Here is a 21,544-nt window from a genome sequence, read left to right as displayed (position 1 = left end):
TCCCACAACAAGGAGACGGACGAACCTCCGTCTAGCGGCCGCCGATGATTGAACTCGTCATCGTCGTGCTGCTCATCCTGCTCAACGCCTTTTTCGCGATGTCGGAACTGGCGTTGGTCTCCGCCCGTCGCGCCCGCCTTCAAGGCATGGCCGAACAGGGCCATCGCGGCGCCCGCGCCGCCCTCGCCCTGGCCGAGGATCCGAACCGCCTCCTGTCCACGGTGCAGGTCGGCATCACGCTGGTCGGCATCATCGCCGGCGCCTTCGGCGGCGCCACCCTGTCGGCGCCGCTGCGCGAGTGGCTGGCGCCCCTGCCGGTGGTCGGGCCCTGGGCCGACGGCCTGTCCTTCGCCCTGGTCGTCGTTGCCATCACCTATTTCTCGCTGATCATCGGCGAGCTGGTGCCGAAGCGGATCGCGCTGAACCACGCCGAGAGCATCGCCGCCCGCGTCGCCCGGCCGATGCAGACCGTGGCCGCTGTCGGCGCCCCGATCGTCTGGCTGCTGCAGCGCTCGACCGAGCTGGTGCTGAAGCTGCTCGGCATCTCCGCCGTCCCCGCCCAGACGGTGACGGAGGAGGAGGTGAAGACGCTGATCGCCGAGGGCACCGAGGCCGGCGTCTTCGCCGAGGCCGAGCGCGAAATGATCGACGGCGTGCTGCGCCTGGCCGACCGATCGGTGCGCTCGATCATGACGCCGCGGCACGAGATGGTCTGGATCGACCTCGAGGACAGCCCGGATGAGATCCGCAAGATCATCGCCGAGAGCGGCTGCAGCCGTTTCCCGGTGGCGCGCGGCGAGCTCGACGAGCTCGAGGGCGTGATCCAGACCAAGGACATGCTCGACCGCATGCTGCAGGGCGGCCCGTTCGACGTGGCCGAGACCATGCGGCCGCCGCTGGTGGTGCCGGACGGCACCCCGGCGCTGAAGCTGCTGCAGACCTTCCGCAGCGCCCCGATCCACCTCGCCGTGGTGGTCGACGAATACGGCAGCGTCGAAGGCGTGGTGACGCCGACCGACATCCTGGCGGCGATCGCGGGCGAGGTCGCGGATCTCGCCGACCAGGCCAGCGGCTATTCGATCGTGCGGCGCGAGGACGGCAGCTGGCTGGTCGACGCGATGACGCCGATCGACGAGATCGAGCGGCTGTTGCGCCTGCGCGGCCTGCGGTCGGAGGACGACGAGTACCAGACCCTGGCGGGCTTCGTGCTCTGGCACCTCGGCCATCTGCCGAAGGTGGCGGAGAGCTTCGTCGAAAACGGGGTGCGCTACGAGGTCATCGACCTCGACGGCAACCGCATCGACAAGGTGCTGATCCGGGTCGACCAGACGGAGCCGTAGCGGACCTGAGGGCCACCTTCTGTCAATGACGGGCTTGACCCGGCAATCCAGAGTGCGTCGATATCCTCTGGATGCCCGGATCAAGTCCGGGCATGACAGGAAGGGGCAAGGCCGTCCATTCTTCCTCGTCGCGAGTGCGGATCCGACCCTATCCGGTGGAGCATTCGATGCAAGTGACCGAGTCCACAGCCAAGGCCAAGCTGCCGAAGCTCATCGACGCGGCGCTGGCCGGCGAGGAGGTTGTGATCGCTAGGCGAGACCGGCCCGCGGTCAAGCTGGTCCCGGTTCCGCAAAGGAAATTCCGAATTGGCTTGCTTGCCGACCGGCTAGACGGCCCGGTGCCGGACTTCTTCGAACCGCTGAACGACCGCGACCTCGCCGCCTGGGGAGACGGCTGATAAAGACCATCCTGATCGACCTCGAATCGAGAGGTCGTAGGTTGGGTTCGCCTCCCGGCGAACCCAACAATGGCTTGAGCTGCGGCATGTTGGGTTCGCTTGCCGCGAACCCAACCTACGCGGTCGAACGAGACCAGCCCGGTCTCAGACCGCCAGCTCCTGCTGGTGCGGCTGGGCGTGGCGGATGGCCTGCTCGAGGTCGACCGAGACCAGCTGGCTCACCCCGCGCTCAATCATGGTGACGCCGTAGAGGCGGTTCACCCGGGCCATGGTCATGCGGTGGTGGGTGATGATCAGGAAGCGGGTGCGGCCGCCCTCCGCCAGCTCGGTCAAGAGCGTGCAGAGGCGGTCGACATTGGCGTCGTCCAGCGGTGCGTCGACCTCGTCCAGCACGCAGATCGGCGCCGGGTTGGTCAGGAACACGGCGAAGATCAGCGCCGCCGCGGTCAGCGCCTGCTCGCCGCCCGACAGCAGCGACAGGTGCTGCAGCTTCTTGCCCGGCGGGCTGGCGAAGATCTCCAGGCCCGCCTCCAGCGGATCCTCGGTGTCGGTCAGGGCCAGCTGCGCCTTGCCGCCGCCGAACAGCCGGGTGAACAGCGCCCGGAAATGGCCGTCGACCACGTCGAAGCTGGCCACCAGCCGCTCCCGCGCCTCGCGGTTCAGTGAGGCGATGCCCTGGCGCAGCTTGGCGATGGCGGCCGTCAGGTCCTCCTTCTCCGCCGACAGCCGCGTGTGCTGGGATTCGATCTCGACGATCTCCACCTCGGCCCGCAGATTGACCGGGCCCATGCCCTCGCGCTCGCGGTTCAGGCGGTCGAGCTTGCGGGCGGTCTCCTCCGCATCCGGCAGCGGCGTGTCCGGAGTCAGCCCAGCCAGGCCGGCCACCGCCTCCGGCGCGCAGTCCAGCCGCTCGGCAATGCGGGTCTTGAGCCCTTCGACCGCGGTCTGGGCTGCCACCACCGAGGCCTCGCCGCGCACCCGAGCCTCGCGCGCCTCGGCCAGGGCGGCCTCGGCCGCACGCAGGGCGCGATCGGCAGCCCCCTGGCGCTGCTCGCCCACCGCCAGCGCGTCGGCGGCCATGCGGCGCCGGCGCTCGGCCTCGTCGATTTGGCTGATCAGGGTCTCGCGCCGGGCGGCGATCTCGGCCGGCTTGGCGTCCAGCTCGATCAGCGTCGCCTGCGCCTCCTCGAGGCGCGCCTCCAGCTCGGCCAGCCGGTCGGCGCTGCCGCGGGCCCGGCTGTCCCAGCCCTGCACCTCGCTCTCGATCGCGCGCAGCCGGGCCCGCCGCCCGCCGGCCTCGCGCTGCAGCCGCTCCAGCGCCGATTGCCGGGCGCCGAGCGCCGCGCGCGCCTCGGCCAGGGCCGAGCGGATCTCGCTGACCGCCTGACGCTGCACCTCGCCATCCGGCAGCGCCGCGATCTCGGCCGCCGTCTCCTCGCGCTCGCGCATCGCCTCGTCGCGGTCCGCGGCCAGGCGCTCGGCCTGGGCGGTCAGGGCCGCCAGCCGGCTGCGCCGCGCCGCCTCGGCCTGGGCTGCCTTGCTTTGTGCTTCGCGGGCTCGGCCGACCGCGGAGACGGCATCCTGCTGGCCGCGCCGGGCCGCCCGGTCGGCCTCCTGCGCCGCCTGCGCCGCCTGGCGCGCGGCGTCGGCCGCCCGGCGCGCCGTCTCCGCCGCCTCGGCCGCGGTGGCGAGCTGCGCCTCCAGCTGCTCCAGCCGGTTGCGCTGCTGCAGCCGCGCCGCGGCCGGGGACGGGGCGCCCGGCCGGGCCACGAGGCCGTCCCAGCGCCAGCGGCCGCCGGCCTTGGTCACCAGCGCCTGGCCGGGCCGCAGCGCCGGCTGCAGCGCCTCGGCCTCCGTGGCGTCCGCGACCACGCCGATATGGGCCAGGCGCCGGGCCAGCGCCGCCGGGGCGGTGACATGGGCGGCCAGCGGCTCGGCCCCGGCCGGCAGCGGCGCGGTCTCGTCGTAGCCGGGCAGCTCGGCCCAGTGCAGCGGCGCCGACCGGTCGGCCGGCACCGAGGCCTCGTCGCCCAGCGCCGCGCCCAGCGCCGCTTCCCAGCCGGGCTCGACCCGTAGTTGGTCCAGGATCGGGGCGCGGGCGGCGTCGCCGCCCTTGCCGCTGCCGCCCTTACCACCCTCTAGGGCGGCGCGCAGGCCGTCGGCCTCGGCCTTCAGCCGGGTCGCGGCGCCCTCGGCGGACTGGGCGGCCTCGCGGGCGCCGGCGAAGGCCGAATCGGCGGCCTGGCGGCGGCTCTCCGCCGCCTCGACCGCCTCCTGCGCCGCCTCCAGCCGCGCCTCGGCCTCGGCCAGGGCCAGCGCGGCGGCCTCGGCCCCGTCGGCGCCGGCCAGCTCGGCCTCCACCTGGGCGATCTGGCGCAGCGCATCCTCATGCCGCCGGGCCAGGTCCAGCAGGCGCGTCTCCAGCTCCCGCTGGCGCTTGGCCAGGCTCTGGCGCCGCGCCTCGTCGCCGGCCGCGGCCTCGGTCAGCGCGGTCAGCTTCCCGTCCAGCCCGTCGACGATCTCGCGCTGCGCGTCGATCGCCCGCCGCGCCTCGGCCTCGGCCTCCGCCTCGCCGGCGCTCTGGCGCTCGATCCGCTCGCGCTCCTCGGTCAGGCGGGCCAGCGCCTGGGCGGCATCGGCGCCCAGCGAGCGCTCGCGCACCAGGTCGCCCTTGACCTGCTCCAGCCGCCGGTTGGTGTCGAGGATGGCCTGGCTCAGCCGCCCGGCCTCGGCCTCCAGCGTCTCGCGCTCGACCAGCAGCCGCTGCAGCGCCGCCGCCGATTCGGCATCGGCCTTGCGCAAAGCGGGCAGGGCGGCGGCGGCCTCGGCCTGCTCGGTGGTGCCCCGCGTCGCCGCGATCATGCGCTCGCGCACCACCTGCTCATTGGCGTCGTAGGCCCGCCGGGCCTCGGCCAGCGCTGCGACCGCCGCGGTCCATTGCAGATGCAGCAGCGTCGCCTCGACCTGGCGGATCTGCTCCGAGATCGTGCGGTAGCGCGCCGCCTGCCGCGCCTGTTTGCGCAAGCCCCCGAGCTGGGCGTCGAGCTGCACCAACACGTCGTCGAGGCGGGTCAGGTTCTCCTCGGCCGAGCGCAGCCGCAGCTCGGCCTCGTGCCGGCGGCTGTGCAGGCCGGTGATGCCGGCCGCCTCCTCCAGGATCTGCCGCCGCTCCGCCGGGCGGGCGGAGATCATGGCCGCGATCCGGCCCTGGCTGACCAGGGCGGGGGAGGCGGGGCCCGAAGCGTTGTCCTGGAACAGCAGCTGCACGTCGCGGGCGCGCACCGGCTTGCCGTTGATGCGGTACTCGGAGCCGGTGCCGCGCTCGATCCGCCGGACGATCTCGATGATATCCGAGTGGTCCCAGCCGGGCGCGGTGCGGTCGCTGTTGTCCAGCGTGATCGTCACCTCGGCCAGGTTGCGCGCCGCCCGGCCGGTGGTGCCGCCGAAGATGACATCGTCCATCTCCTGGCCGCGCATGCGCCGGGCGGAGTTCTCACCCATCGCCCAGCGCAGCGCCTCGACCAGGTTGGACTTGCCGCAGCCGTTGGGCCCGACCACGCCGGTCAGGCCGGGCTCGATGGCCACGTCCGTCGGATCGACGAAGGATTTGAAGCCCGACAGGCGGAGCCGGGCGAAATGCACGGCGGCGCGCTCCCGCTCAGTTGGTGGCGGCGCCCTTCTCGGCGAGCTTCCGGTCGAAGATCGCCTTGAAGGTGTCGAAGCTGGCCTCGCCCTCGAGCTTCTCGCCCTCGACCACGAAGGTCGGGGTGGCGTTGACCTGATAGGTCGCCTGCGCGTCCTGGCCCAGCTTGATGATCGCGTCGGCGACGCTGTTGTCGGCCAGGCAGGCGTCGAACTTGTCCTTCGGCAGCCCGGCCATGCCGCCGATCTGGGCCAGGGCGGCGATCGGGTCGCCGGCCGTCGCCCAGCTCTGCTGCGTCTGGAACAGCACCTTGGAGATGTTGAAGTACTGGTCGCGCGGGGCGCAGCGCGCCATCATCCCGGCCCGCAGGTCCAGCCCGTTCAGCGGGAACTGGCGGAACACGATCTTCACCTTGCCGGTGTCGACATAGTCCTTCTCGATCTGCGGCAGCACGTTGACGGTGAAGGCGGCGCAGTGCGGGCAGGTGAAGGAGGCGAATTCCAGCATCGTCACCGGCGCGTCGGCCTTGCCCATCACATAGTCGGTGTCGGTGATCTTCGGGTCCCAGGCCTTGCCGGCGTCCTGGGCCGAGGCCGATCCGGCCATGAACGTCGCCGCGGCCAGCGCCAGTCCGGCGAGCAGGGTCTTCAGCATCGGATGATCTCCATCAGGATCCGGGCCTCGTTGCGCCGATGTCATCGTGGCGGCGTCCGGGCATAGAGCGCCCGGCCGAAGGCCGCAAGTCGGGATTTCCACTCGGGGTCGTCCACCGCTTCCAGCGGCTTCGCCAGCATCGCCTCTTCGCCCGGGGTCAGGGAACGGCGGCGCGGTGTCGCGGGCCGGCGGTCCAGCGGCGCCTGCACCAGCTTCAGTCGGGAGATCGCGGCATAGCCGAAATGGCCGTTGATCCGCTCGATCAGCCGGTCCTGGTCGTGCTGCAGCTCCAGCGCGTCGGCCGGGTCGACCCTCAGCGCCAGGGTGCCGCCGTCGCGCTTCCCGGCCGGGAAGCTCAGCTTATCCGGCACGGCGCGGTCGGCCCAATGGCTCCCGACCACCGACGGCCAGTCGGCGAACAGGCTGCCGATGGCGCTGCGCCCGCCGCCCAGCGCCTTGCGGGCCAGGGCGGGGACCAGGGCGGCCATGGACCGCGGATAACTCATCAACGGGCCTTCGGGACGGTGCTGCAGGATCGGATCGAATTGCGGGACTCGGGTCCCTATAGTGGCGCAACGCACCCCCGAGCGGCAACGCGAGCCATGCCCGACACAGCCACGTCCGCCACGTCCCCCGACTTCGCCGAAGCCGATTTCGCCCCGGCGCTGCTCGCCTGGTACGACCGGCATCGCCGAGTCCTGCCGTGGCGGGCGCCGCCGGGGCGGCGGGCGGACCCGTACCGGGTCTGGCTCAGCGAGATCATGCTGCAGCAGACCACTGTGGCGGCGGTGAAGGAGTATTTCCTCGACTTCACCGCGCGCTGGCCGACCGTGGCCGACCTCGCCGCCGCCCCGCCCTACGAGGTGCTGCGCGCCTGGGCGGGGCTCGGCTACTACGCCCGGGCCCGGAACATGCATCGCTGCGCCGCCATCGTGGTTGAACGCCATGGCGGAGTCTTCCCCTTGGAGGAGGCGGAATTGCGGCAGCTGCCGGGGATCGGCGATTACACCGCGGCGGCGATCGCGGCGATCGCCTTCGACCGGCCGGCCGCGGTGATGGACGGCAATGTCGAACGGGTGATGGCCCGGATCTTCGCGGTGGAGACGCCGCTGCCCGTCGCGAAGCCGATCCTCAAGGCCCATGCCGCCGCGCTGACCCCGCGCCGGCGGCCGGGCGACTATGCCCAGGCGGTGATGGATCTTGGCGCCACCATCTGCACCCCGCGCAGCCCGAAATGCATCCTCTGCCCCTGGTCGACCCCGTGCCGGGCCCGCCGGCGCGGCATCGCCGAGGATCTGCCGGCCAGGCTGGCCAAGGCGGCGAAGCCGACCCGCCGGGCCGTCGCCTTCTGGCTGACCGATTCGCGCGGTCATGTCCTGCTGCGCCGCCGGCCGCCGAAGGGGATGCTGGGCGGCATGATGGAGATCCCGACCTCCGCCTGGCTGGAGCAGCCGATGCCGGATCTCGCCGCGGTGCTGGCCCAGGCGCCGGGCGGCGCCGGCTGGCGCCTGCTGCCCGGGCTGGTGCGGCACGGCTTCACCCATTTCGATTTCGAGCTGACCGTGGCGGCCGGTCGCCTCAATGGGCCGGTCGAGGGCGGAATCCTGATGCCGCCGGACCGTCTGGGCGACGCCGGGCTGCCGACAGCGATGTGGAAGATTGCCCGCCACGCCCTGCGGCATCTTGAATGACCGGGGCGGCCGCCACAAATCAGCCGTAATCACCGCTCCCTATCCGACCTCGTCGGGACGGTGAGGTTGCGCAAGCAGCGGTCCGGACGGTCGATGGCGATTGGCGCGCGACTCTGTCGCGCCCGGTTTCGTCTTGATCTCCCGGGCCGCGATCTTCACCCTGCCGGCGCCGCGGCCATGACGGCCGGGCATGATCGAAGGAACCGTGTCCATGTTCATCCAGACCGAGCAGACACCCAACCCGGCCAGCCTGAAGTTCCTGCCGGGCCGCGCCGTGATGGATGTGGGCACCGCCAACTTTCCGTCGCCGGAAGCGGCGGCGCGGTCGCCTCTGGCGCAGCGCCTGTTCGAGATCGAGGGCGTCACCGGCGTCTTCCTCGGCACCGATTTCGTGACGGTGTCCAAGGCCGACACCATCGACTGGTACGTGCTGAAGCCCTCGATCCTCGGCGTGATCATGGAGCATTTCACCGCCGGCCGGCCGGTCATCCTGGCCGAGACGGCGGCGGAGGGTTCCGGCGCCGCGACGGACGATGAATCCGAGATCGCCGCCCAGATCCGGGAGCTGATCGACACCCGCGTCCGGCCCGCCGTGGCCCAGGACGGGGGCGACATCATCTTCCAGGGCTACGAGCACGGCGTGGTCTATCTGCACATGCAGGGTTCCTGCTCCGGCTGCCCCAGCTCGACCATGACGCTGAAGGCCGGCATCGAGAACATGCTGCGCCACTACATCCCCGAAGTGACGGAGGTGCGTCCCGTCGCCTGACGGGGCTGCGCTCCACCCGGCGGCGCCCCTGAGCAGAGGGGCGCCCGCGGACCGGTCGTGCCGATAGGCGGGGCGCCCGGGACCGCTGGCCCGGGCGCAACCGATGACGAGGTCCATGCAGTTTCGTGTGTTTCGACCGGCCGCCGCCTTGGCCGGCCTTTTGCTGATCGTGCCCTTCGCCGCCCTGGCCCAGCCGGCGGCCTCCCCGATCACCGATCAACCCCAGGCCGAGCTGCAGGTGGCCGACCTGCCGCCGCAGCCGGTGCTTCCGGCTTCGGCCGTGCCGCCGATCGACAAGACCTCGGACATAGTCCTCCGGGTCGACAGCGCGGGGACGCTCAGCAACATCTTCGACCACGCCGACTACACGCTCACCGAGGTGCGCGACGGCGAGGCCGAGGTACCGCGGCTGCTGGTCGAGGCCATCCCGGGCGACCTGCGCCGGCTCGATTCCACCGATCTGCGCAAGGACCTGTTCTTCAACGCCCTGCTGCCGCTGGTGCTGCGGGTCAACGAGGACATCCGCCACGACCGCGACCGGCTTCTGGCGCTGCAGGGGCTGCAGCGGCTCGGCCTTGCGCCCTCGGCGGAGTCGCGGGCCTGGCTCGCCGCGTTGAGCGGGCGCTACGGTATCGCTGGTGGCGACATCGACGAGCTGCTGCGGCGGGTCGATGTGGTGCCGCCCTCCCTGGCTCTGGCCCAGGCCGCGGTCGAATCGGGCTGGGGCACCTCCTACAGCGCCCGGCGCCGCAACGCCCTGTTCGGCCAGACTGCGGGCTCGGCGGTGCGCTACGCCGCCTTCGACCGGCTGATCGACGGTGTCGCCGCCTATGCCCGCAACCTCAACACCCACCCGGCCTATGCCGGCTTCCGCACCCGCCGCGCGGCGCTGCGAGCTGCGCGGCAGAAGCTGGACGGCTATGATCTGGCGTCGACCCTCACGCGCTATTCCACGCGCGGAACGGCCTATATCCGCGATGTCCGGGCCATGATCCGTAGGAACGATCTCGTCGAGCTCGATTCGGCGCGGCTTGCCGCGGATCGCGCGTTGAGCTTACCTGCCGCGAGCTGAGATTTTCTGCGGCAGACGGCCATGGCGCTCGACAAGATCGCGCTCGACACGCTGTTCCGCGAGGCCCGCACCCGATGCGTGTTCCTCGACGAGGCGATTCCGGAGGCAACGCTCCGGGCGATCTACGATCTGATGAAGCGGGGCCCGACCAGCGCCAATTCCTGTCCCGCGCGGATCGTGTTCGTCACCTCGGACGAGGGCAAGGCGGCGCTGCGCCCCGCGCTCGACCCGGAGGTGCTGGGCGCCACGCTGCAGGCGCCGGTGACGGCGATCGTGGCCTATGATTCGGCCTTCCACGAGCAGCTGCCGAAGCTGCTGCCGGACGACCCGCAGGCGGCGATCCGCTTCGCCGCCCGGCCCGACCTGGCGCAGGAGACGGCGCATCGGGACGCGGCGATGCAGGCCGCCTATCTGATCATGGCGGCGCGCGGCCTCGGGCTCGGCTGCTGGCTGGTGGGGGAGTTCGACCGGGCAAAGGTCGACGCCGCCTTCCTCTCCGGCACCCGCTGGCGCTCCAGCCTCCTGGTCGATATCGGCTATGTCGACCGCAGCAAGGAATTCCCCCGCCGCCCCCGCCTGGCCTTCGAGGAAGCCTGCCGGATCGTGTGAGAGCGTGTACGGACCGGATTTCCTCGGCTCGACTGGGCCGATATCAGCGATGAGCAACATGAACAGCGACCGCATGCCCATGGCACGGGCGGGAGCCGCCGCGTGATCGTGCTCGGGCTCGATGCCGCCGGCGCCGGCTGCGGCGTGGCGGTGCGGCGCGACGGGCAGGTCCTGGCCGCGCGCACCGAGCCGATGGCCCAGGGCCACGCGGCGCGGCTGATGCCGCTGGTGCTGGAGGTGCTGGCCGAGGCCGGGGTCGCGCCGGCCGATGTCGACCTGTTCGGCGTCACCACCGGCCCCGGCTCCTTCACCGGGCTCAGGGTCGGGCTCGCCGCGGTCGGCGGGCTGGCGCTCGGCACCGGCAAGAAGATCGTCGGCATCCCCAGCTTCGACGCCGTGCTGGCCGATCTCGGCCCGGTCGCCGGGGGCACGGTGCTGGTGGCGCTGGACGGGCGCCGGGCCGAGCCCTTCGCCCGGCTGTTCGACGCCGCCGGCACCCCGCTGGGCGAGCCGCTGTGCCTGCCGGCCGCCGATCTTGTCGCGCTGATCCCCCCGGGGCCTCTGACCGTCGCCGGCGACGGCGCGCATCTGGTGCTGCCGGCGCTGGCCGGCCGGGCGGATATGCGCCGGGCCGGCCCCGCCGCGATCGACCCGGCGACCGTGGCCCGGCTGGCCGGGGAGCGGGCGGACGAGGCGCGGGACGGCCCGCCGCCGCCGCTCTATGTCCGGCCGCCGGATGCGGTGCCGCTGGCCGACCGGGCGCCGAAGCCGTGATGCGCGTCGTCGAGGCCGGCGTGGCCGAGGCCGCGGTGTTGTCGGCCCTCTACGAGGCCGCCTTCGGCGAGGCCTGGGCGCCGGACCAGCTGGCGCAGCTCCTGGCCGGCCCCGGCGTGTTCGCGCTGATCGCGCTCGACGAGAGCGAGGAACCGGCGGGTTATGCCCTTGGGCGGGTGGCGGCAGACGAAGCGGAGCTGCTGTCGATCGCCCTCCTGCCCGCCAAGCGCCGTCGGGGCGGCGGGCGCCTGCTGCTGCATGCGCTGATCGATCGCTGCACGGCGGCCGGGGCGGAAACCCTGTTCCTCGAGGTGGCGACGAACAACGAGGCCGCCCTGGCGCTGTACCGCCGCGCCGGGTTCCGCGAGGCGGGCATCCGCAAGGGCTACTACAAGGTCGGCGCCGCCGCGGTCGACGCGATCGTCATGAAGCGGGATCTTTTACCGACCGTCGCGGGTTGACCGGACCGAACGGACAGCAAGGGGGAGCAACACGTTCGATGTGTGGGGGTCCGATTCTGCATCGCCGCGAGATCCTGGTGGCCCTGGTCGGCGCGACCGGCACCCTGGTCGTCGGCTGCGTGCCCGGCAGCGAGGGCGGCGACTTCATCCTGGTCTCGCCGCAGCAGGAGGCCGAGCTCGGCCAGCAGACCTGGTCCAAAATCCGGGCCGAGCGGCCGGCCTCGGGCAATGCCGAGATGAACCGGTTGCTCGGCCAGGTCGCCGGCCGGCTGGTCTCGGCCACCGGCGGCAACCCGGCGGAATGGGAGTTCGTGGTGTTCCAGGGTCAGGAGAAGAACGCCTTCGCGGTGCCCGGCAACAAGGTCGGAGTCTATGAGGGCATGTTCTCCGTGGTCGGCAGCGACGCCCAGCTCGCCGCCGTGGTCGGGCACGAGATCAGCCATGTCCACGCCCGGCACGGCGCCCGCCGGATCAGCCGCAGCATGGCGGCGGAGATCGGCATGCAGGCGCTGATGGCGGCGATGCAGGCCGGCGACGTGGCGGCGACCGACCAGATCGCCGGGCTGCTCGGCGCCGGCGTGCAGTACGGCGTGATCCTGCCCTATTCGCGCGACCAGGAGCTGGAGGCCGACCGGCTGGGGGTCGAGGCGATGGCGCGGGCCGGCTACGACCCGCAGGAGGCGGTGCGCTTCTGGGAAGCCATGGCCCAGGCCGAAGGCCGCGGCGCGCCGCCGGAATTCATGTCGACCCACCCGGCCGACGCCACCCGCATCCAGGCGCTGCAGGCCGAACTGCCCGCCGCCATGGCGCTCTATCAGGAGCAGGGACAGGCGTAGCCGCGGGCGGCGCCGCTACTGCCGCACCGGCCGCTCGACCGTGCCCAGAGCCTCGGCCAGCGACCGGGTGGCGCTGCCGCGGGGGCGGGGCTTCTGCTGGCTCTCATGCGGCGCCCAGCCGGCCAGGAACAGCACCTCGAAGCTGGCGGGGATGCGCCCGTCCGGCTCGGCGAAGCGCTCGGCGTAGCGGGCGGCGACGGCCGGCCAGAAGCCACGGGGCGGCGTCGCCGGGTTGCGGTTCAGCCCGGCATTGGTCTCGCCCATGCCGCGCAGATCGGCGAACAAGCGGAAGGCGTTCTCGTAAGTGACCGTCACCGTCTCGGCGTCGGCGACCGGCAGGGCGAAGCCGGCGCGCTGCAGCAGGCCGGCGGCGTCGCGCAGATCTGCGAAGGGCGACAGGCGCGGGCTGGCCCCGCCCATCAGCTCGGTCTCCGCCTCGACCAGGGCGAAGCGCAGCTCGGCCAGGGTGCCGGCGCCCAGCATCGCCGCCAGAAACAGCCCGTCCGGCCGCAGTGCCCGGCGGATCTGCAGGAGGGTGCCGGGCAGGTCGTTGACCCAGTGCAGCGACAGGTTGCTGACCACGAGGTCGAGCGTGCCCTCGCCGAAGGGCAGCAGCTCCTCGTCGCAGGCCAGGGTCGGTCGGCCGTTGCCGGCGGCGCGGCTGGCCAGCGCCGGGGACAGGTCGGCCTGGACCAGCGTCTCGACCTTGCCGCTGCCCTCCAGCGCCCGGGCCACGGCGCCGTCATGGCAGCCGAGGTCGAGCGCCACCGGGAAGCGGCGGGTGACGTCGAGCAGCCGGTCGGCCAGCATCGCCGCCACATGCTCGAACAGGAAATTGTGCTCGGCCAGCTTCGGCGCCGCGCGGTCGCGCCGCCGGCGCACCAGCGCCCGGTCGAACACCATCATGTCGTCGGAATCGGTCATGACGCGCACTATAGGGATTGCGGATGCCTGCCGCGAGGCCGGCCCGCAAGGGACGATAGCGAGGGAGCGGATCATGACGGCAGCGGATCGGCCGGTGGCCTTGGTGACGGGATCGACCTCCGGCATCGGCGCGGCGGTGGCCCGGCGGCTGGCCGCCGAAGGCTGGGCCGTGGCGCTGCATTCGCGCGCCTCCGCCGCCGCGGGCGAGGCGCTGGCGGCGGAACTCGGCGGCGGCGCCAGCTATACCGCGGCGGATCTGGCGACCGACGACGGGCCGCCGGCCCTGGTCCGGGCGGTGCTGGCGCGGCATGGCCGGATCGACGCGCTGGTCAACAGCGCCGGCATCACCGCCACGGTGCCGCATGCCGACCTCAAGGCGGCGACGCCGGATCTCTGGCGCCGGCTGCACCAGGTCAATGTCATCGCGCCCTGGCTGCTGGTGGCCGAGGCCGAGACGGCGCTGCGGGAAGCGGCGGCGCGCGGCCGGCCGGCGGCGGTGGTCAATATCGGCTCCCATGCCGGATCCCGGCCGCGCGGCGCCTCGGTGCCCTACGCCGCCTCCAAGGCGGCGCTGCACCACGTCACGCGTCTCCTGGCCAAGGCGCTGGCGCCGGCGATCCGGGTCAACGCCGTCGCCCCCGGCCTGGTCGACACGCCGATGACCGCGGCCTGGACCGAGGCGCAGCAGCTCTGGGCCGGCACGGCACCGATGCGCCGCGCGGCGCAGCCGGCGGATGTGGCGGAGGTGGTGTTCGGCCTGATCCGCTCGGACTACGTGACCGGCGAGATCGTGATGCTGGACGGCGGGCTCAACCTGACCTGACCGGCCCGCAGGGCGGGCCCCCTCAGACGGGGTTGGGAACTGGCCGCCGTCGTGGAATACTCCCTTATGCAAATTTTGCGCAATTTGTCGGGGGAGAGAATGCGGCGGACCGGGTGGTGGGCCTTGCTTCTGTGCGGTGCGGTCGGCGCCGGCCTGCTGTTCGGGCCCGCCGGCACGGTCCGCTCGGATTCGTCGCCGCCGGCCGGCACGGCCCTCGTCGCCGCGAGCCGAACTGTCGTCGCGAGCCGGGCTGCGGCCGCCCGCGCTGGCGAGCCCGCAGTCCGCGCCAGGCAGTTCATGGTCGCGGCCGCGAACCCGCTCGCCGCCCAGGCCGGCTACGACGTGCTGGCGGAGAACGGCACCGCGGTCGATGCCATGATCGCGGTGCAGCTCGTGCTCAACCTGGTCGAGCCGCAGTCGAGCGGCATCGGCGGCGGCGCGCTGCTGCTGCATTTCGACGGACGGTCGAGCCGGCTGACCACGCTGGACGGGCGCGAGACCGCGCCGCGGGCCGCCGATGGCGGCCTGTTCCTCGGGCCGGACGGCCTGCCGATGCCGTTCACCGCCGCGGTGGCGGGCGGCCGGCCCGTCGGCACCCCCGGCACGCTGAAGCTGCTGCTCGAAGCGCATAAGCGCTGGGGCAGGCTGCCGCTCGATCGTCTGTTCCGGCCGGCGATCGGGCTGGCCGAGTCCGGCTTCCCCGTCTCCCCACGGCTGGCGGCCCTGCTGGCGGGCGGCGCGGCGGAGCGGCTGAAGCGGGACCCGCGGGCGCGCGACACCTTCTTCCCCGGCGGCCGGGCGCCGCAGGCCGGTGAGACCTTGCGCAACCCCGCCTTCGCCGAGACCCTGCGCTTTATCCTGAGCGCCGGCGAAAGGGCCTTCTATCTGGGGCCGATCGGCGCCGACATCGTCGCCGTGGTCCAGGGCGCGCCCGGCAATCCCGGCCGGCTGGCGCCGATCGACCTGGAGACCTACCGGGTGGTCGAGCGCCAGCCCGCCTGCATTCCCTACCGCGTCTGGCGGGTCTGCGGCATGGGGCCGCCCAGCTCCGGCGGAATCGCCGTCGGCCAGATCCTCGGCTTGCTCGAGCCGTTCGACATGCGGGCGATGGGGCCTGGCTCGGCCGATGCCTGGCACCTGTTCGCCGAGGCCGGGAAGCTGGCCTTCGCCGACCGCGACCGCTATCTCGCCGACGCGGATTTCGTCCCGGTGCCGGTGCAGGGCCTGCTCGACAACACCTACCTGACCGCGCGGGCGCAGGCGATCTCGCCCGGCCGGGCGGCGCCGGCGCCGGTGGCGCCGGGCAGCCCGCCGCGGCGCGTGGAGCTGGAATGGAGCTCCGACACCTCGACCGAGCCGCCCGATACCAGCCATGTCTCGATCATCGACGCCCAGGGCAGCGTCGTGTCGCTGAGCAGCACGATCGAGGGCGGCTTCGGGTCGCATCTGATGGTGCGCGGCTTCCTCCTGAACAACGAGCTGACCGATTTCTCCTTCCTGCCCTATGCGGCCGGCCGGCCGGTGGCGAACCGGATCGAGCCGGGCAAGCGGCCGCGCAGTTCGATGGCCCCCACCATCGTGCTGGACCGGGACGGCCGGCCGGTGCTGGTGATCGGGTCGCCCGGCGGCGCCCGTATCATCCCCTATGTCGCCCAGGCTATCATCGGCGTGCTCGACTGGGGGCTGGACGTGCAGCAGGCGATCGAGCTGGGCCATGTCGTCAACCGCAACGGCCCGACCGAGCTGGAGGCGGGGACGGCGGCCGAGGCGCTGAAGGATGCGCTGGCGGCGCGCGGTCATGAGGTGGTGGTGATGGAGCAGGTCAGCGGTCTGCACGGCATCCAGATCGGCCCGGAAGGGCTGGTCGGCGGCGCCGATCCGCGGCGCGACGGCGTCGCCCTCGGCCGGTAGGCGGCGGCGGTGCGCGCGGCCGTCGCCCCGTGGCTCAGGCGCGCCGGCACCGCCCTGCTCGACGCCGTGCTGCCGCTGCGCTGCCTGTCCTGCGGCGCCGAGATCATGGCCCCGGGGGCGCTGTGCGCCGCCTGCTGGGCGCAGCTCGCCTTTCTCGGCCCGCCGCTTTGCCGCCGCTGCGGCCTGCCGTTTGAGCATGGGGCGGCGGCGGGGGCGGGCGACGACCCGGTCTGCGGCAACTGCCTCGCCACCCCGCCGCTGTGGGACCAGGCCCGCGCCGCCTTCCTCTACGACGACCTCAGCCGCAAGCTGATCCTGGCCTTCAAGCATGGCGACCAGACCCATGCGGCGCCGGCCTTCGGCCGCCTCCTGCAGCGGGCGGCGGCGCCGTTCCTGGCCGAGGCCGAGGTGATCGCGCCGGTGCCGCTGCACCGCTGGCGGCTGCTGCGCCGGCGCTACAACCAGTCGGCGTTGCTGGCGCTGGCGCTCGGCCGCGAATCCGGCCGGCCGGTGGCGCCGGACCTGCTGGTCCGCCGCCGGTCCACGCCCAGCCAGGGCGGGCAGGATCGTCGGGCGCGGCGGCGCAACGTCGCCGGCGCCTTCGCCGTGCGGCCGGGCCGCGAGGCGCTGGTCGAGGGGCGGCGCGTCCTGCTGGTCGACGACGTCCTGACCACCGGCGCCACCATCGACGAATGCGCCCGGGCGCTGCGCCGCAAAGGCGCTCTCGGTGTGGACGTGGTCACCCTGGCCCGCGTGCCGCCGCCGGGGAGCTGAGGCGCGGCCGGCCGAGTCGCGTGTGGCGAATAGGGGGTATTCGTCGAGCGCCGGCCCCTGGCATCCCAGGCCGAATGCCCTCATATTCGAGGAACTCTTCGGAGGACCGCATGCCATCCGTCATCGTCTACTCCAGCCCGTTCTGCCCGTACTGCTACATGGCCAAGAAGCTGCTGACCCAGAAGGGCATCAGCTTCGAGGAGATCGATGTGGTGGCCGAGCCGTCGCGGCGGGAGGAGATGCGGCAGCGCGCCAACGGCCGCAACACCGTGCCGCAGATCTTCATCGGCGCGACCCATGTCGGCGGCAATGACGACCTCCAGGCGCTGGAACGCGCCGGCAGGCTCGATCCGCTGCTGGCCGAATCCGCGACGGCCTGATCCACCGCCCTGCCGGAGGGTGATCGCATGACCCGCTTCACCGCCGCCTGCGTCCAGCTCAATGTCGGCACCGAGATCGAGCCGAATCTGCGGGAGGCGGGGGCGCTGGTCCGGCGGGCCCGCGACGCCGGGGCGGAGCTGATCGCGACGCCGGAGAACACCGGCTTCATCGTCCAGGGCCGCGAGGCCATCCTGCAGCGCGCGCTGCCGGAGGAGACGCATCCCGGCTTGCCCTTCTTCGCCGACCTGGCGCGCGAGACCGGGGCGACGCTGCTGATCGGGTCGCTCGGCATCAAGCTGGCCGACGGCAAGGTCGCCAACCGCTCCTACCTGTTCGCGCCGTCGGGCGAGATCCTGGCGCGCTACGACAAGATCCACATGTTCGACGTCGACCTGGCCGGGGGCGAGCGCTACCGCGAGAGCGCCACCTTCGATCCGGGCGACCAGGCGGTGGTCGCGCCGCTGCCGGCCGGCGGCGTGCTGGGCCTGACCGTCTGCTACGACCTGCGCTTCGCCTATCTGTACCGGACCCTGGCCCAGGCCGGGGCGAATATCCTCAGCGTGCCGGCCGCCTTCACCCGCAAGACCGGCCAGGCGCATTGGCATGTGCTGCTGCGCGCCCGGGCGATCGAGACCGGCAGCTTCGTCATCGCCCCGGCCCAGACCGGCACCCATGACAAAGGCCGCCAGACCTACGGCCATTCCCTGATCGTCGCCCCCTGGGGCGAGGTCCTGGCCGATGCCGGCGAGGAGGTCGGGATCGTCACCGCCGAGATCGACCTGGCGCGGGTCGAGGAGGCGCGCAACGCCGTGCCCGCCCTGCGGCACGACCGCCGCGTCGCCCCGCCCCGGGCGCCGCTGCGCGCGGCCGGGGAATAGCCCGCGGAGGATGGCGCTCGAGCGCTACGCGGTGCTCAAGGGGCGCCCGATCGACCGCCGCCTCGCCGCCGAGGGATCGTCGCACTACCACATCCGCATCGACGACGGCGCCCGCGACCATCGCGTCGCGGTCAATGTCCACGGCTCGTCCTGGCCGTCGGCGGTGGAATACGTCCTCGACACCGATTTCGCGCATCCTTTGACGGACCGGATCGCGGCGCTGCCCGCGGGCCTGACCGCGATCGCGAGAGGGCAGGGGCTGGATTATGTCCGCGACGGGCTGTTCGACCGATCGCATATGCGGCCGCTGCCGGCCTCGCGGCCGGGGCCGGACAACGACCTGAACGAGAAGATCGACCGCATCGTCGCCAGCGCGATCGCGCAGCCTGGCGCCGCGCTCTACGCCTTCGGCGAGCCCTTCGGGCCCGACCCGGTGGCCGATCACGGCTTCGGCTTCATGCCGTCGCGCGGCATGCACAACATCCACATGAACCAGGGCAGCCCGGAGGAACGGTTCCGCGGCGACAATGGCACCGGCCAGGACGGCGCCCTGCTGATCGCCTTCCCGCAGGGGCGGTGGGCGGCCCTGTTCCTGAAGTTCCAGTCGCAGGCCTGGCGCACCGACGACGCCACCGGGCATCCGCGCCATGCCCGGCGACTGCGGGAGTGATGCCCGCCGGCCACACCGGGGCCGAATTGACCGCTGAGCCGGCAGATCGGCGTTGTCCGGCGCCGGCCGCTGTCTCATAGTCCGCCGCCTATCGATCCCAGGAGGGCAAGATGACGACCTTCATGTCCGAAGAGAAAGGAGTTACCGCCCATCGCAAGGACATGAAACTTCATGTTGTCCCGAATTCGGAGGTCGCCGGCGCATCGAGACGCCGCACCTAGCGGCCTCGCTCTCCGACCGCGCGGCACGGCCGACGCCGCCGCCCCCGCGGTCGACGCTTCCCGCTTCCAGCCCGCCTCCACGTCGACGCGACGGTCCGGCCGCGATGTGCCGCGCGAGGTGGCATGGGCGCGGATCCGCAAGTTCCTCTCCGCCTACCGACCTCATATCCCGCTGCTGGCGGCCGATCTGTTCTGCGCCCTCGTCGTCTCGGCGACGGCGCTGATCCTGCCGCTCGGCGCCAACATCGTCACCAAGCGGCTCACCGGCCTGGGCGACGCCCCCGGGGCGCTCGACGAGGTCTATACCCTCGGCGCGGCCATGCTCGCCGTGGTCGTCCTGCAGGCGCTGAGCAACCTGTTCGTCGACTATCAGGGCCATGTCATGGGCGCGAAGATGGAGAGCGCCCTGCGCCGCGAGCTGTTCGAGCATCTGCAGAAGCTGTCCTTCGGCTTCTACGACCGTGAGCGCACCGGCCAGCTGATGAGCCGCATCACCAACGACCTGTTCTTCCTGGGCGAGCTCTATCACCATGGGCCCGAGGACCTGGCGATCGCGGTGCTGAAGTTCGCCGGGGCGATCGCCATCCTGGCCTGGCTCGACCTGCCGCTGGCCCTGATGATCCTGGCCGTGCTGCCCTTCGCGGTCGCCTATGCGCTGCACTTCAACCGTCGCATGAACCGGGCGCTGGCGCTCAGCAAGCGGCGGATCGCGGCGGTGAACGAGCGGGTGGAGGACGCGCTCGCCGGCATCCGCGTGGTGCAGTCCTTCGCCAACGAGGACGTCGAGAGCCGCCGGTTCGAGGAGCAGAACGCCGCCTTCCTCGACAGCCGCCGCGCCGGCTACCGCAGCGAGGCCTTCTTCTCGATGGGCACGGAGACGTTCCCGCAGCTGATCACCGTGATCATCATCGTCGCCGGCGCCGTCCGGGTCGCCCAGGGGCAGCTCGCGGTCGCCGACATGCTGACCTTCCTGCTCTGCGTCGCGGCGCTGGTCGACCCGGTGAAGCGGCTGGCGAACTTCGCGCGGCTCTGGCAGGAGGGTTACACCGGCTTCACCCGGATGATGGAGATCCTGGAGGTCGAGCCGGAGATCCAGGACCGGCCCGGCGCGGTCGAGCTGGCCCGGCCGCGCGGCGCGATCTCCTTCCGCGATGTCGGCTTCCGCTATGAGGACGACCGGCCGCATGTGTTCCGGGACCTGTCGCTCGACATCCGGCCCGGCGAGTTCGTCGCCCTGGTCGGGGCCTCGGGCGCCGGCAAGAGCACGCTCTGCGCCCTGATCCCGCGCTTCTACGAAGCGACGGAGGGGCGGATCCTGATCGACGGCACGGACATCCGCGACGTCACCCTGGCGTCGCTGCGGCGCGCCGTCGGGGTGGTGCAGCAGGACGTCTATCTGTTCGCCGGGACCGTGGCGGAGAATCTTCGCTACGGCCGGCCGGAGGCGACGCTGGCGGAGATCGTCGCGGCGGCGAAGGCGGCCAATGCGCACGACTTCATCATGGCTCTGCCGGACGGCTACGACACCGATATCGGCCAGCGCGGCGTCAAGCTGTCCGGCGGCCAGAAGCAGCGGCTGACCATCGCCCGGGCCTTCCTGAAGGACCCGGCGATCCTGATCTTCGACGAGGCCACCAGCGCGCTCGACAACGAGAGCGAGCGGGCGGTGCAGCAGGCGCTGCTGGACCTGGCGCGGGACCGCACGACGCTGGTGATCGCCCACCGGCTGTCGACGGTGCGCCACGCCGACCGCATCCTGGTCCTGACCGACCAGGGCATCGCCGAGCAGGGGACGCATGAGGCGCTGCTGGCCGCCGGCGGGGTCTATGCCGGCCTCTACCGGGTCCAGGCCAGCTTCTAGCCGGCGGGCTATAACGGCATCGGGGCGCGACGGCACCGTCGCGCCCCGATTCTTTGCCAAGTCGCGGTCAGTCGAAGGGGCGGAAGCCCTGCCGGGCGAGTGAGAGGTCCTGATCGTCGATCACGCCGTTGCCGTCGACGTCCAGATTGGCCGACTCCCAATCCCCGGTCGGCCCGGCGCCAGGCTTCACCGCCGCGGTCCGCTCGGCCAGCTCCGCCTCCAGGGCATCGATGACCCGCGGATCGGCGGTCGGGTCCGCCTCAAGCTCCGCGATCCGGCCCTCCAAGTCCCGGATGCCGGTTTCCTGCGGCGTGCCGAAATTTGCCTGCATGGCGCCGACGCGGGCGCCATAGCCCAGCTCCTTGGACAGCCCGACCATGGTCGAAACCCGGGCACCATGGTTCGGGAACGCTGCGGTCTCGACCTGGCGGGGCCGGCCGCGACGGGTCACGGCAACATCGGTGTCGTCGTCGAGAGCGGTGTCGGCCGGCGTGGCGGATGTTCGCCCGCGAGAGCTGTCGGCGCTCTTGCCGCGGTCGCTTCCGGCATCGCTCTTGCCGCCGCCATTGCCGCCGGCGTTCCCACCGCCATTACCGCCCCCATTCCCGCCTCCGTTGCCACCGCCGTTCCCGCCTCCATTGCCGCCCCCGTGCCCGCCACCATTTCCATCCTTGACGGTGATGAGCATCGGGTCCGCCTTCGAGGGGCCGGCCAGGGTCCAGGTCGCCGCGGTCGCGCCGGACGCGTAGAGCAGGCCGAGCGCCAGGGCGAAGGGAAGGGTGGCACGCGAGGAATGGCGCATGGGGATCTCCAGCTCGTGATGCGGACGGTCACGCCGCCCGGCTCACAACAGG

21 protein-coding genes are annotated in these 21,544 nt (G+C 72.4%); 16 read left to right on the top strand and 5 right to left on the bottom strand.

The window, feature by feature from the left end; genetic code table 11:
* The first annotated feature begins 44 nt into the window (after positions 1 to 44).
* Together KXR53_RS06390 and KXR53_RS06385 are read left to right on the top strand one after the other, a co-directional pair.
* Positions 45 to 1,340 (top strand): hemolysin family protein, encoded by a 1,296-nt coding sequence (locus tag KXR53_RS06390; RefSeq protein ID WP_437374265.1) that lies wholly within the window; start codon positions 45 to 47, stop codon positions 1,338 to 1,340.
* 167 nt (positions 1,341 to 1,507) lie between these two features.
* Complete coding sequence (locus tag KXR53_RS06385; protein ID WP_437374264.1) at positions 1,508 to 1,738, top strand: type II toxin-antitoxin system Phd/YefM family antitoxin; 231 nt, start codon at positions 1,508 to 1,510, stop codon at positions 1,736 to 1,738.
* A 144-nt stretch (positions 1,739 to 1,882) separates the two neighbouring features.
* Here the strand turns inward: KXR53_RS06385 and smc are convergent, their stop codons facing one another.
* From smc to KXR53_RS06370, 3 genes are read right to left on the bottom strand one after another with little or no spacing between them, the layout of a single operon-like run.
* Positions 1,883 to 5,380, bottom strand: coding sequence for a chromosome segregation protein SMC (smc, locus tag KXR53_RS06380; protein WP_437374263.1), 3,498 nt, complete (start codon positions 5,378 to 5,380; stop codon positions 1,883 to 1,885).
* A 16-nt stretch (positions 5,381 to 5,396) separates the two neighbouring features.
* Positions 5,397 to 6,035 carry a DsbA family protein gene (locus KXR53_RS06375; RefSeq protein WP_437374262.1) on the bottom strand — a complete coding sequence of 213 codons (639 nt, stop codon included), beginning with the start codon at positions 6,033 to 6,035 and terminating at the stop codon, positions 5,397 to 5,399.
* 41 nt (positions 6,036 to 6,076) lie between these two features.
* Positions 6,077 to 6,541, bottom strand: a complete 465-nt coding sequence (locus KXR53_RS06370; RefSeq protein ID WP_437374261.1) for a DUF721 domain-containing protein — start codon at positions 6,539 to 6,541, stop codon at positions 6,077 to 6,079.
* Positions 6,542 to 6,637: 96 nt separating this feature from the next.
* Between KXR53_RS06370 and mutY the strand changes: the two genes are divergently transcribed.
* The 7 genes from mutY to KXR53_RS06335 all read left to right on the top strand — a co-directional run bounded on the left by mutY (position 6,638) and on the right by KXR53_RS06335 (position 12,247).
* Complete coding sequence (mutY, locus tag KXR53_RS06365) at positions 6,638 to 7,726, top strand: A/G-specific adenine glycosylase (RefSeq protein WP_437374260.1); 1,089 nt, start codon at positions 6,638 to 6,640, stop codon at positions 7,724 to 7,726.
* Positions 7,727 to 7,937: 211 nt separating this feature from the next.
* Positions 7,938 to 8,495 (top strand): NifU family protein, encoded by a 558-nt coding sequence (locus KXR53_RS06360; RefSeq protein WP_437374376.1) that lies wholly within the window; start codon positions 7,938 to 7,940, stop codon positions 8,493 to 8,495.
* Positions 8,496 to 8,610: 115 nt separating this feature from the next.
* Positions 8,611 to 9,567, top strand: coding sequence for a glucosaminidase domain-containing protein (locus KXR53_RS06355; protein WP_437374259.1), 957 nt, complete (start codon positions 8,611 to 8,613; stop codon positions 9,565 to 9,567).
* Positions 9,568 to 9,588: 21 nt separating this feature from the next.
* Positions 9,589 to 10,176: a malonic semialdehyde reductase gene (locus KXR53_RS06350; RefSeq protein WP_437374258.1), complete on the top strand. Its 588-nt coding sequence runs from the start codon at positions 9,589 to 9,591 to the stop codon at positions 10,174 to 10,176.
* A gap of 102 nt (positions 10,177 to 10,278) precedes the next feature.
* Positions 10,279 to 10,950 carry a tRNA (adenosine(37)-N6)-threonylcarbamoyltransferase complex dimerization subunit type 1 TsaB gene (gene tsaB, locus KXR53_RS06345; protein ID WP_437374257.1) on the top strand — a complete coding sequence of 224 codons (672 nt, stop codon included), beginning with the start codon at positions 10,279 to 10,281 and terminating at the stop codon, positions 10,948 to 10,950.
* The gene (gene rimI / locus KXR53_RS06340; RefSeq protein ID WP_437374256.1) at positions 10,950 to 11,411 is read left to right on the top strand and encodes a ribosomal protein S18-alanine N-acetyltransferase; all 462 of its coding nucleotides are present in this window, start codon (positions 10,950 to 10,952) and stop codon (positions 11,409 to 11,411) included. Before tsaB ends, rimI begins: the two co-directional genes overlap by 1 nt.
* Positions 11,412 to 11,449: 38 nt before the next feature.
* A complete protein-coding gene (locus tag KXR53_RS06335; RefSeq protein ID WP_437374255.1) occupies positions 11,450 to 12,247 on the top strand; it encodes a M48 family metallopeptidase in 798 nt (265 codons plus the stop codon).
* Between the two features lie 15 nt (positions 12,248 to 12,262).
* On the opposite strand, the gene KXR53_RS06330 is transcribed toward KXR53_RS06335, so the two are convergent.
* On the bottom strand, positions 12,263 to 13,171 hold the full coding sequence (locus tag KXR53_RS06330; RefSeq protein WP_437374254.1) for a methyltransferase domain-containing protein: 909 nt from the start codon (positions 13,169 to 13,171) through the stop codon (positions 12,263 to 12,265).
* A gap of 73 nt (positions 13,172 to 13,244) precedes the next feature.
* Here KXR53_RS06330 and KXR53_RS06325 point away from each other — a divergent pair, with 73 nt between their 5' ends.
* From KXR53_RS06325 to KXR53_RS06295, 7 genes are all read left to right on the top strand, one after another.
* Positions 13,245 to 13,994: an SDR family NAD(P)-dependent oxidoreductase gene (locus tag KXR53_RS06325; protein ID WP_437374253.1), complete on the top strand. Its 750-nt coding sequence runs from the start codon at positions 13,245 to 13,247 to the stop codon at positions 13,992 to 13,994.
* A gap of 99 nt (positions 13,995 to 14,093) precedes the next feature.
* The gene (gene ggt / locus KXR53_RS06320) at positions 14,094 to 15,905 is read left to right on the top strand and encodes a gamma-glutamyltransferase (RefSeq protein ID WP_437374252.1); all 1,812 of its coding nucleotides are present in this window, start codon (positions 14,094 to 14,096) and stop codon (positions 15,903 to 15,905) included.
* Between the two features lie 9 nt (positions 15,906 to 15,914).
* The gene (locus tag KXR53_RS06315; RefSeq protein WP_437374251.1) at positions 15,915 to 16,679 is read left to right on the top strand and encodes a double zinc ribbon domain-containing protein; all 765 of its coding nucleotides are present in this window, start codon (positions 15,915 to 15,917) and stop codon (positions 16,677 to 16,679) included.
* Positions 16,680 to 16,789: 110 nt separating this feature from the next.
* Positions 16,790 to 17,059, top strand: a complete 270-nt coding sequence (grxC, locus tag KXR53_RS06310) for a glutaredoxin 3 (RefSeq protein WP_437374250.1) — start codon at positions 16,790 to 16,792, stop codon at positions 17,057 to 17,059.
* A 27-nt stretch (positions 17,060 to 17,086) separates the two neighbouring features.
* Positions 17,087 to 17,938, top strand: a complete 852-nt coding sequence (locus KXR53_RS06305; protein WP_437374249.1) for a carbon-nitrogen hydrolase family protein — start codon at positions 17,087 to 17,089, stop codon at positions 17,936 to 17,938.
* A 10-nt stretch (positions 17,939 to 17,948) separates the two neighbouring features.
* A complete protein-coding gene (locus KXR53_RS06300; RefSeq protein WP_437374248.1) occupies positions 17,949 to 18,608 on the top strand; it encodes a DUF2278 family protein in 660 nt (219 codons plus the stop codon).
* A 171-nt stretch (positions 18,609 to 18,779) separates the two neighbouring features.
* Positions 18,780 to 20,690 carry an ABC transporter ATP-binding protein gene (locus KXR53_RS06295; RefSeq protein ID WP_437374247.1) on the top strand — a complete coding sequence of 637 codons (1,911 nt, stop codon included), beginning with the start codon at positions 18,780 to 18,782 and terminating at the stop codon, positions 20,688 to 20,690.
* 67 nt (positions 20,691 to 20,757) lie between these two features.
* Here the strand turns inward: KXR53_RS06295 and KXR53_RS06290 are convergent, their stop codons facing one another.
* Positions 20,758 to 21,492, bottom strand: a complete 735-nt coding sequence (locus tag KXR53_RS06290) for a hypothetical protein (protein WP_437374246.1) — start codon at positions 21,490 to 21,492, stop codon at positions 20,758 to 20,760.
* Between the last annotated feature and the right edge of the window lie 52 nt (positions 21,493 to 21,544).

Origin of the sequence: Inquilinus limosus, assembly GCF_051487185.1 — a bacterium.
In the GTDB taxonomy this organism is placed as follows: domain Bacteria; phylum Pseudomonadota; class Alphaproteobacteria; order DSM-16000; family Inquilinaceae; genus Inquilinus; species Inquilinus limosus_F.
Note: the sequence above shows the minus strand (reverse complement) of the source record. Positions and strands in the feature narration are given on the sequence as shown.

What these genes read in the sequence shown, in the direction of transcription:
- KXR53_RS06300 (WP_437374248.1), top strand. Translation starts at nt 17,949, where the DNA reads ATGGCGCTCGAGCGCTACGCGGTGCTCAAGGGGCGCCCGATCGACCGC.
- KXR53_RS06335 (WP_437374255.1), top strand. Translation starts at nt 11,450, where the DNA reads ATGTGTGGGGGTCCGATTCTGCATCGCCGCGAGATCCTGGTGGCCCTG.
- KXR53_RS06375 (WP_437374262.1), bottom strand. Translation starts at nt 6,035, where the DNA reads ATGCTGAAGACCCTGCTCGCCGGACTGGCGCTGGCCGCGGCGACGTTC.
- KXR53_RS06355 (WP_437374259.1), top strand. Translation starts at nt 8,611, where the DNA reads ATGCAGTTTCGTGTGTTTCGACCGGCCGCCGCCTTGGCCGGCCTTTTG.
- KXR53_RS06290 (WP_437374246.1), bottom strand. Translation starts at nt 21,492, where the DNA reads ATGCGCCATTCCTCGCGTGCCACCCTTCCCTTCGCCCTGGCGCTCGGC.
- rimI (WP_437374256.1), top strand. Translation starts at nt 10,950, where the DNA reads ATGCGCGTCGTCGAGGCCGGCGTGGCCGAGGCCGCGGTGTTGTCGGCC.
- KXR53_RS06390 (WP_437374265.1), top strand. Translation starts at nt 45, where the DNA reads ATGATTGAACTCGTCATCGTCGTGCTGCTCATCCTGCTCAACGCCTTT.
- KXR53_RS06350 (WP_437374258.1), top strand. Translation starts at nt 9,589, where the DNA reads ATGGCGCTCGACAAGATCGCGCTCGACACGCTGTTCCGCGAGGCCCGC.
- grxC (WP_437374250.1), top strand. Translation starts at nt 16,790, where the DNA reads ATGCCATCCGTCATCGTCTACTCCAGCCCGTTCTGCCCGTACTGCTAC.
- KXR53_RS06370 (WP_437374261.1), bottom strand. Translation starts at nt 6,541, where the DNA reads ATGAGTTATCCGCGGTCCATGGCCGCCCTGGTCCCCGCCCTGGCCCGC.
- ggt (WP_437374252.1), top strand. Translation starts at nt 14,094, where the DNA reads ATGCGGCGGACCGGGTGGTGGGCCTTGCTTCTGTGCGGTGCGGTCGGC.
- KXR53_RS06295 (WP_437374247.1), top strand. Translation starts at nt 18,780, where the DNA reads ATGTTGTCCCGAATTCGGAGGTCGCCGGCGCATCGAGACGCCGCACCT.
- KXR53_RS06305 (WP_437374249.1), top strand. Translation starts at nt 17,087, where the DNA reads ATGACCCGCTTCACCGCCGCCTGCGTCCAGCTCAATGTCGGCACCGAG.
- KXR53_RS06385 (WP_437374264.1), top strand. Translation starts at nt 1,508, where the DNA reads ATGCAAGTGACCGAGTCCACAGCCAAGGCCAAGCTGCCGAAGCTCATC.
- KXR53_RS06325 (WP_437374253.1), top strand. Translation starts at nt 13,245, where the DNA reads ATGACGGCAGCGGATCGGCCGGTGGCCTTGGTGACGGGATCGACCTCC.
- mutY (WP_437374260.1), top strand. Translation starts at nt 6,638, where the DNA reads ATGCCCGACACAGCCACGTCCGCCACGTCCCCCGACTTCGCCGAAGCC.
- KXR53_RS06360 (WP_437374376.1), top strand. Translation starts at nt 7,938, where the DNA reads ATGTTCATCCAGACCGAGCAGACACCCAACCCGGCCAGCCTGAAGTTC.
- KXR53_RS06330 (WP_437374254.1), bottom strand. Translation starts at nt 13,171, where the DNA reads ATGACCGATTCCGACGACATGATGGTGTTCGACCGGGCGCTGGTGCGC.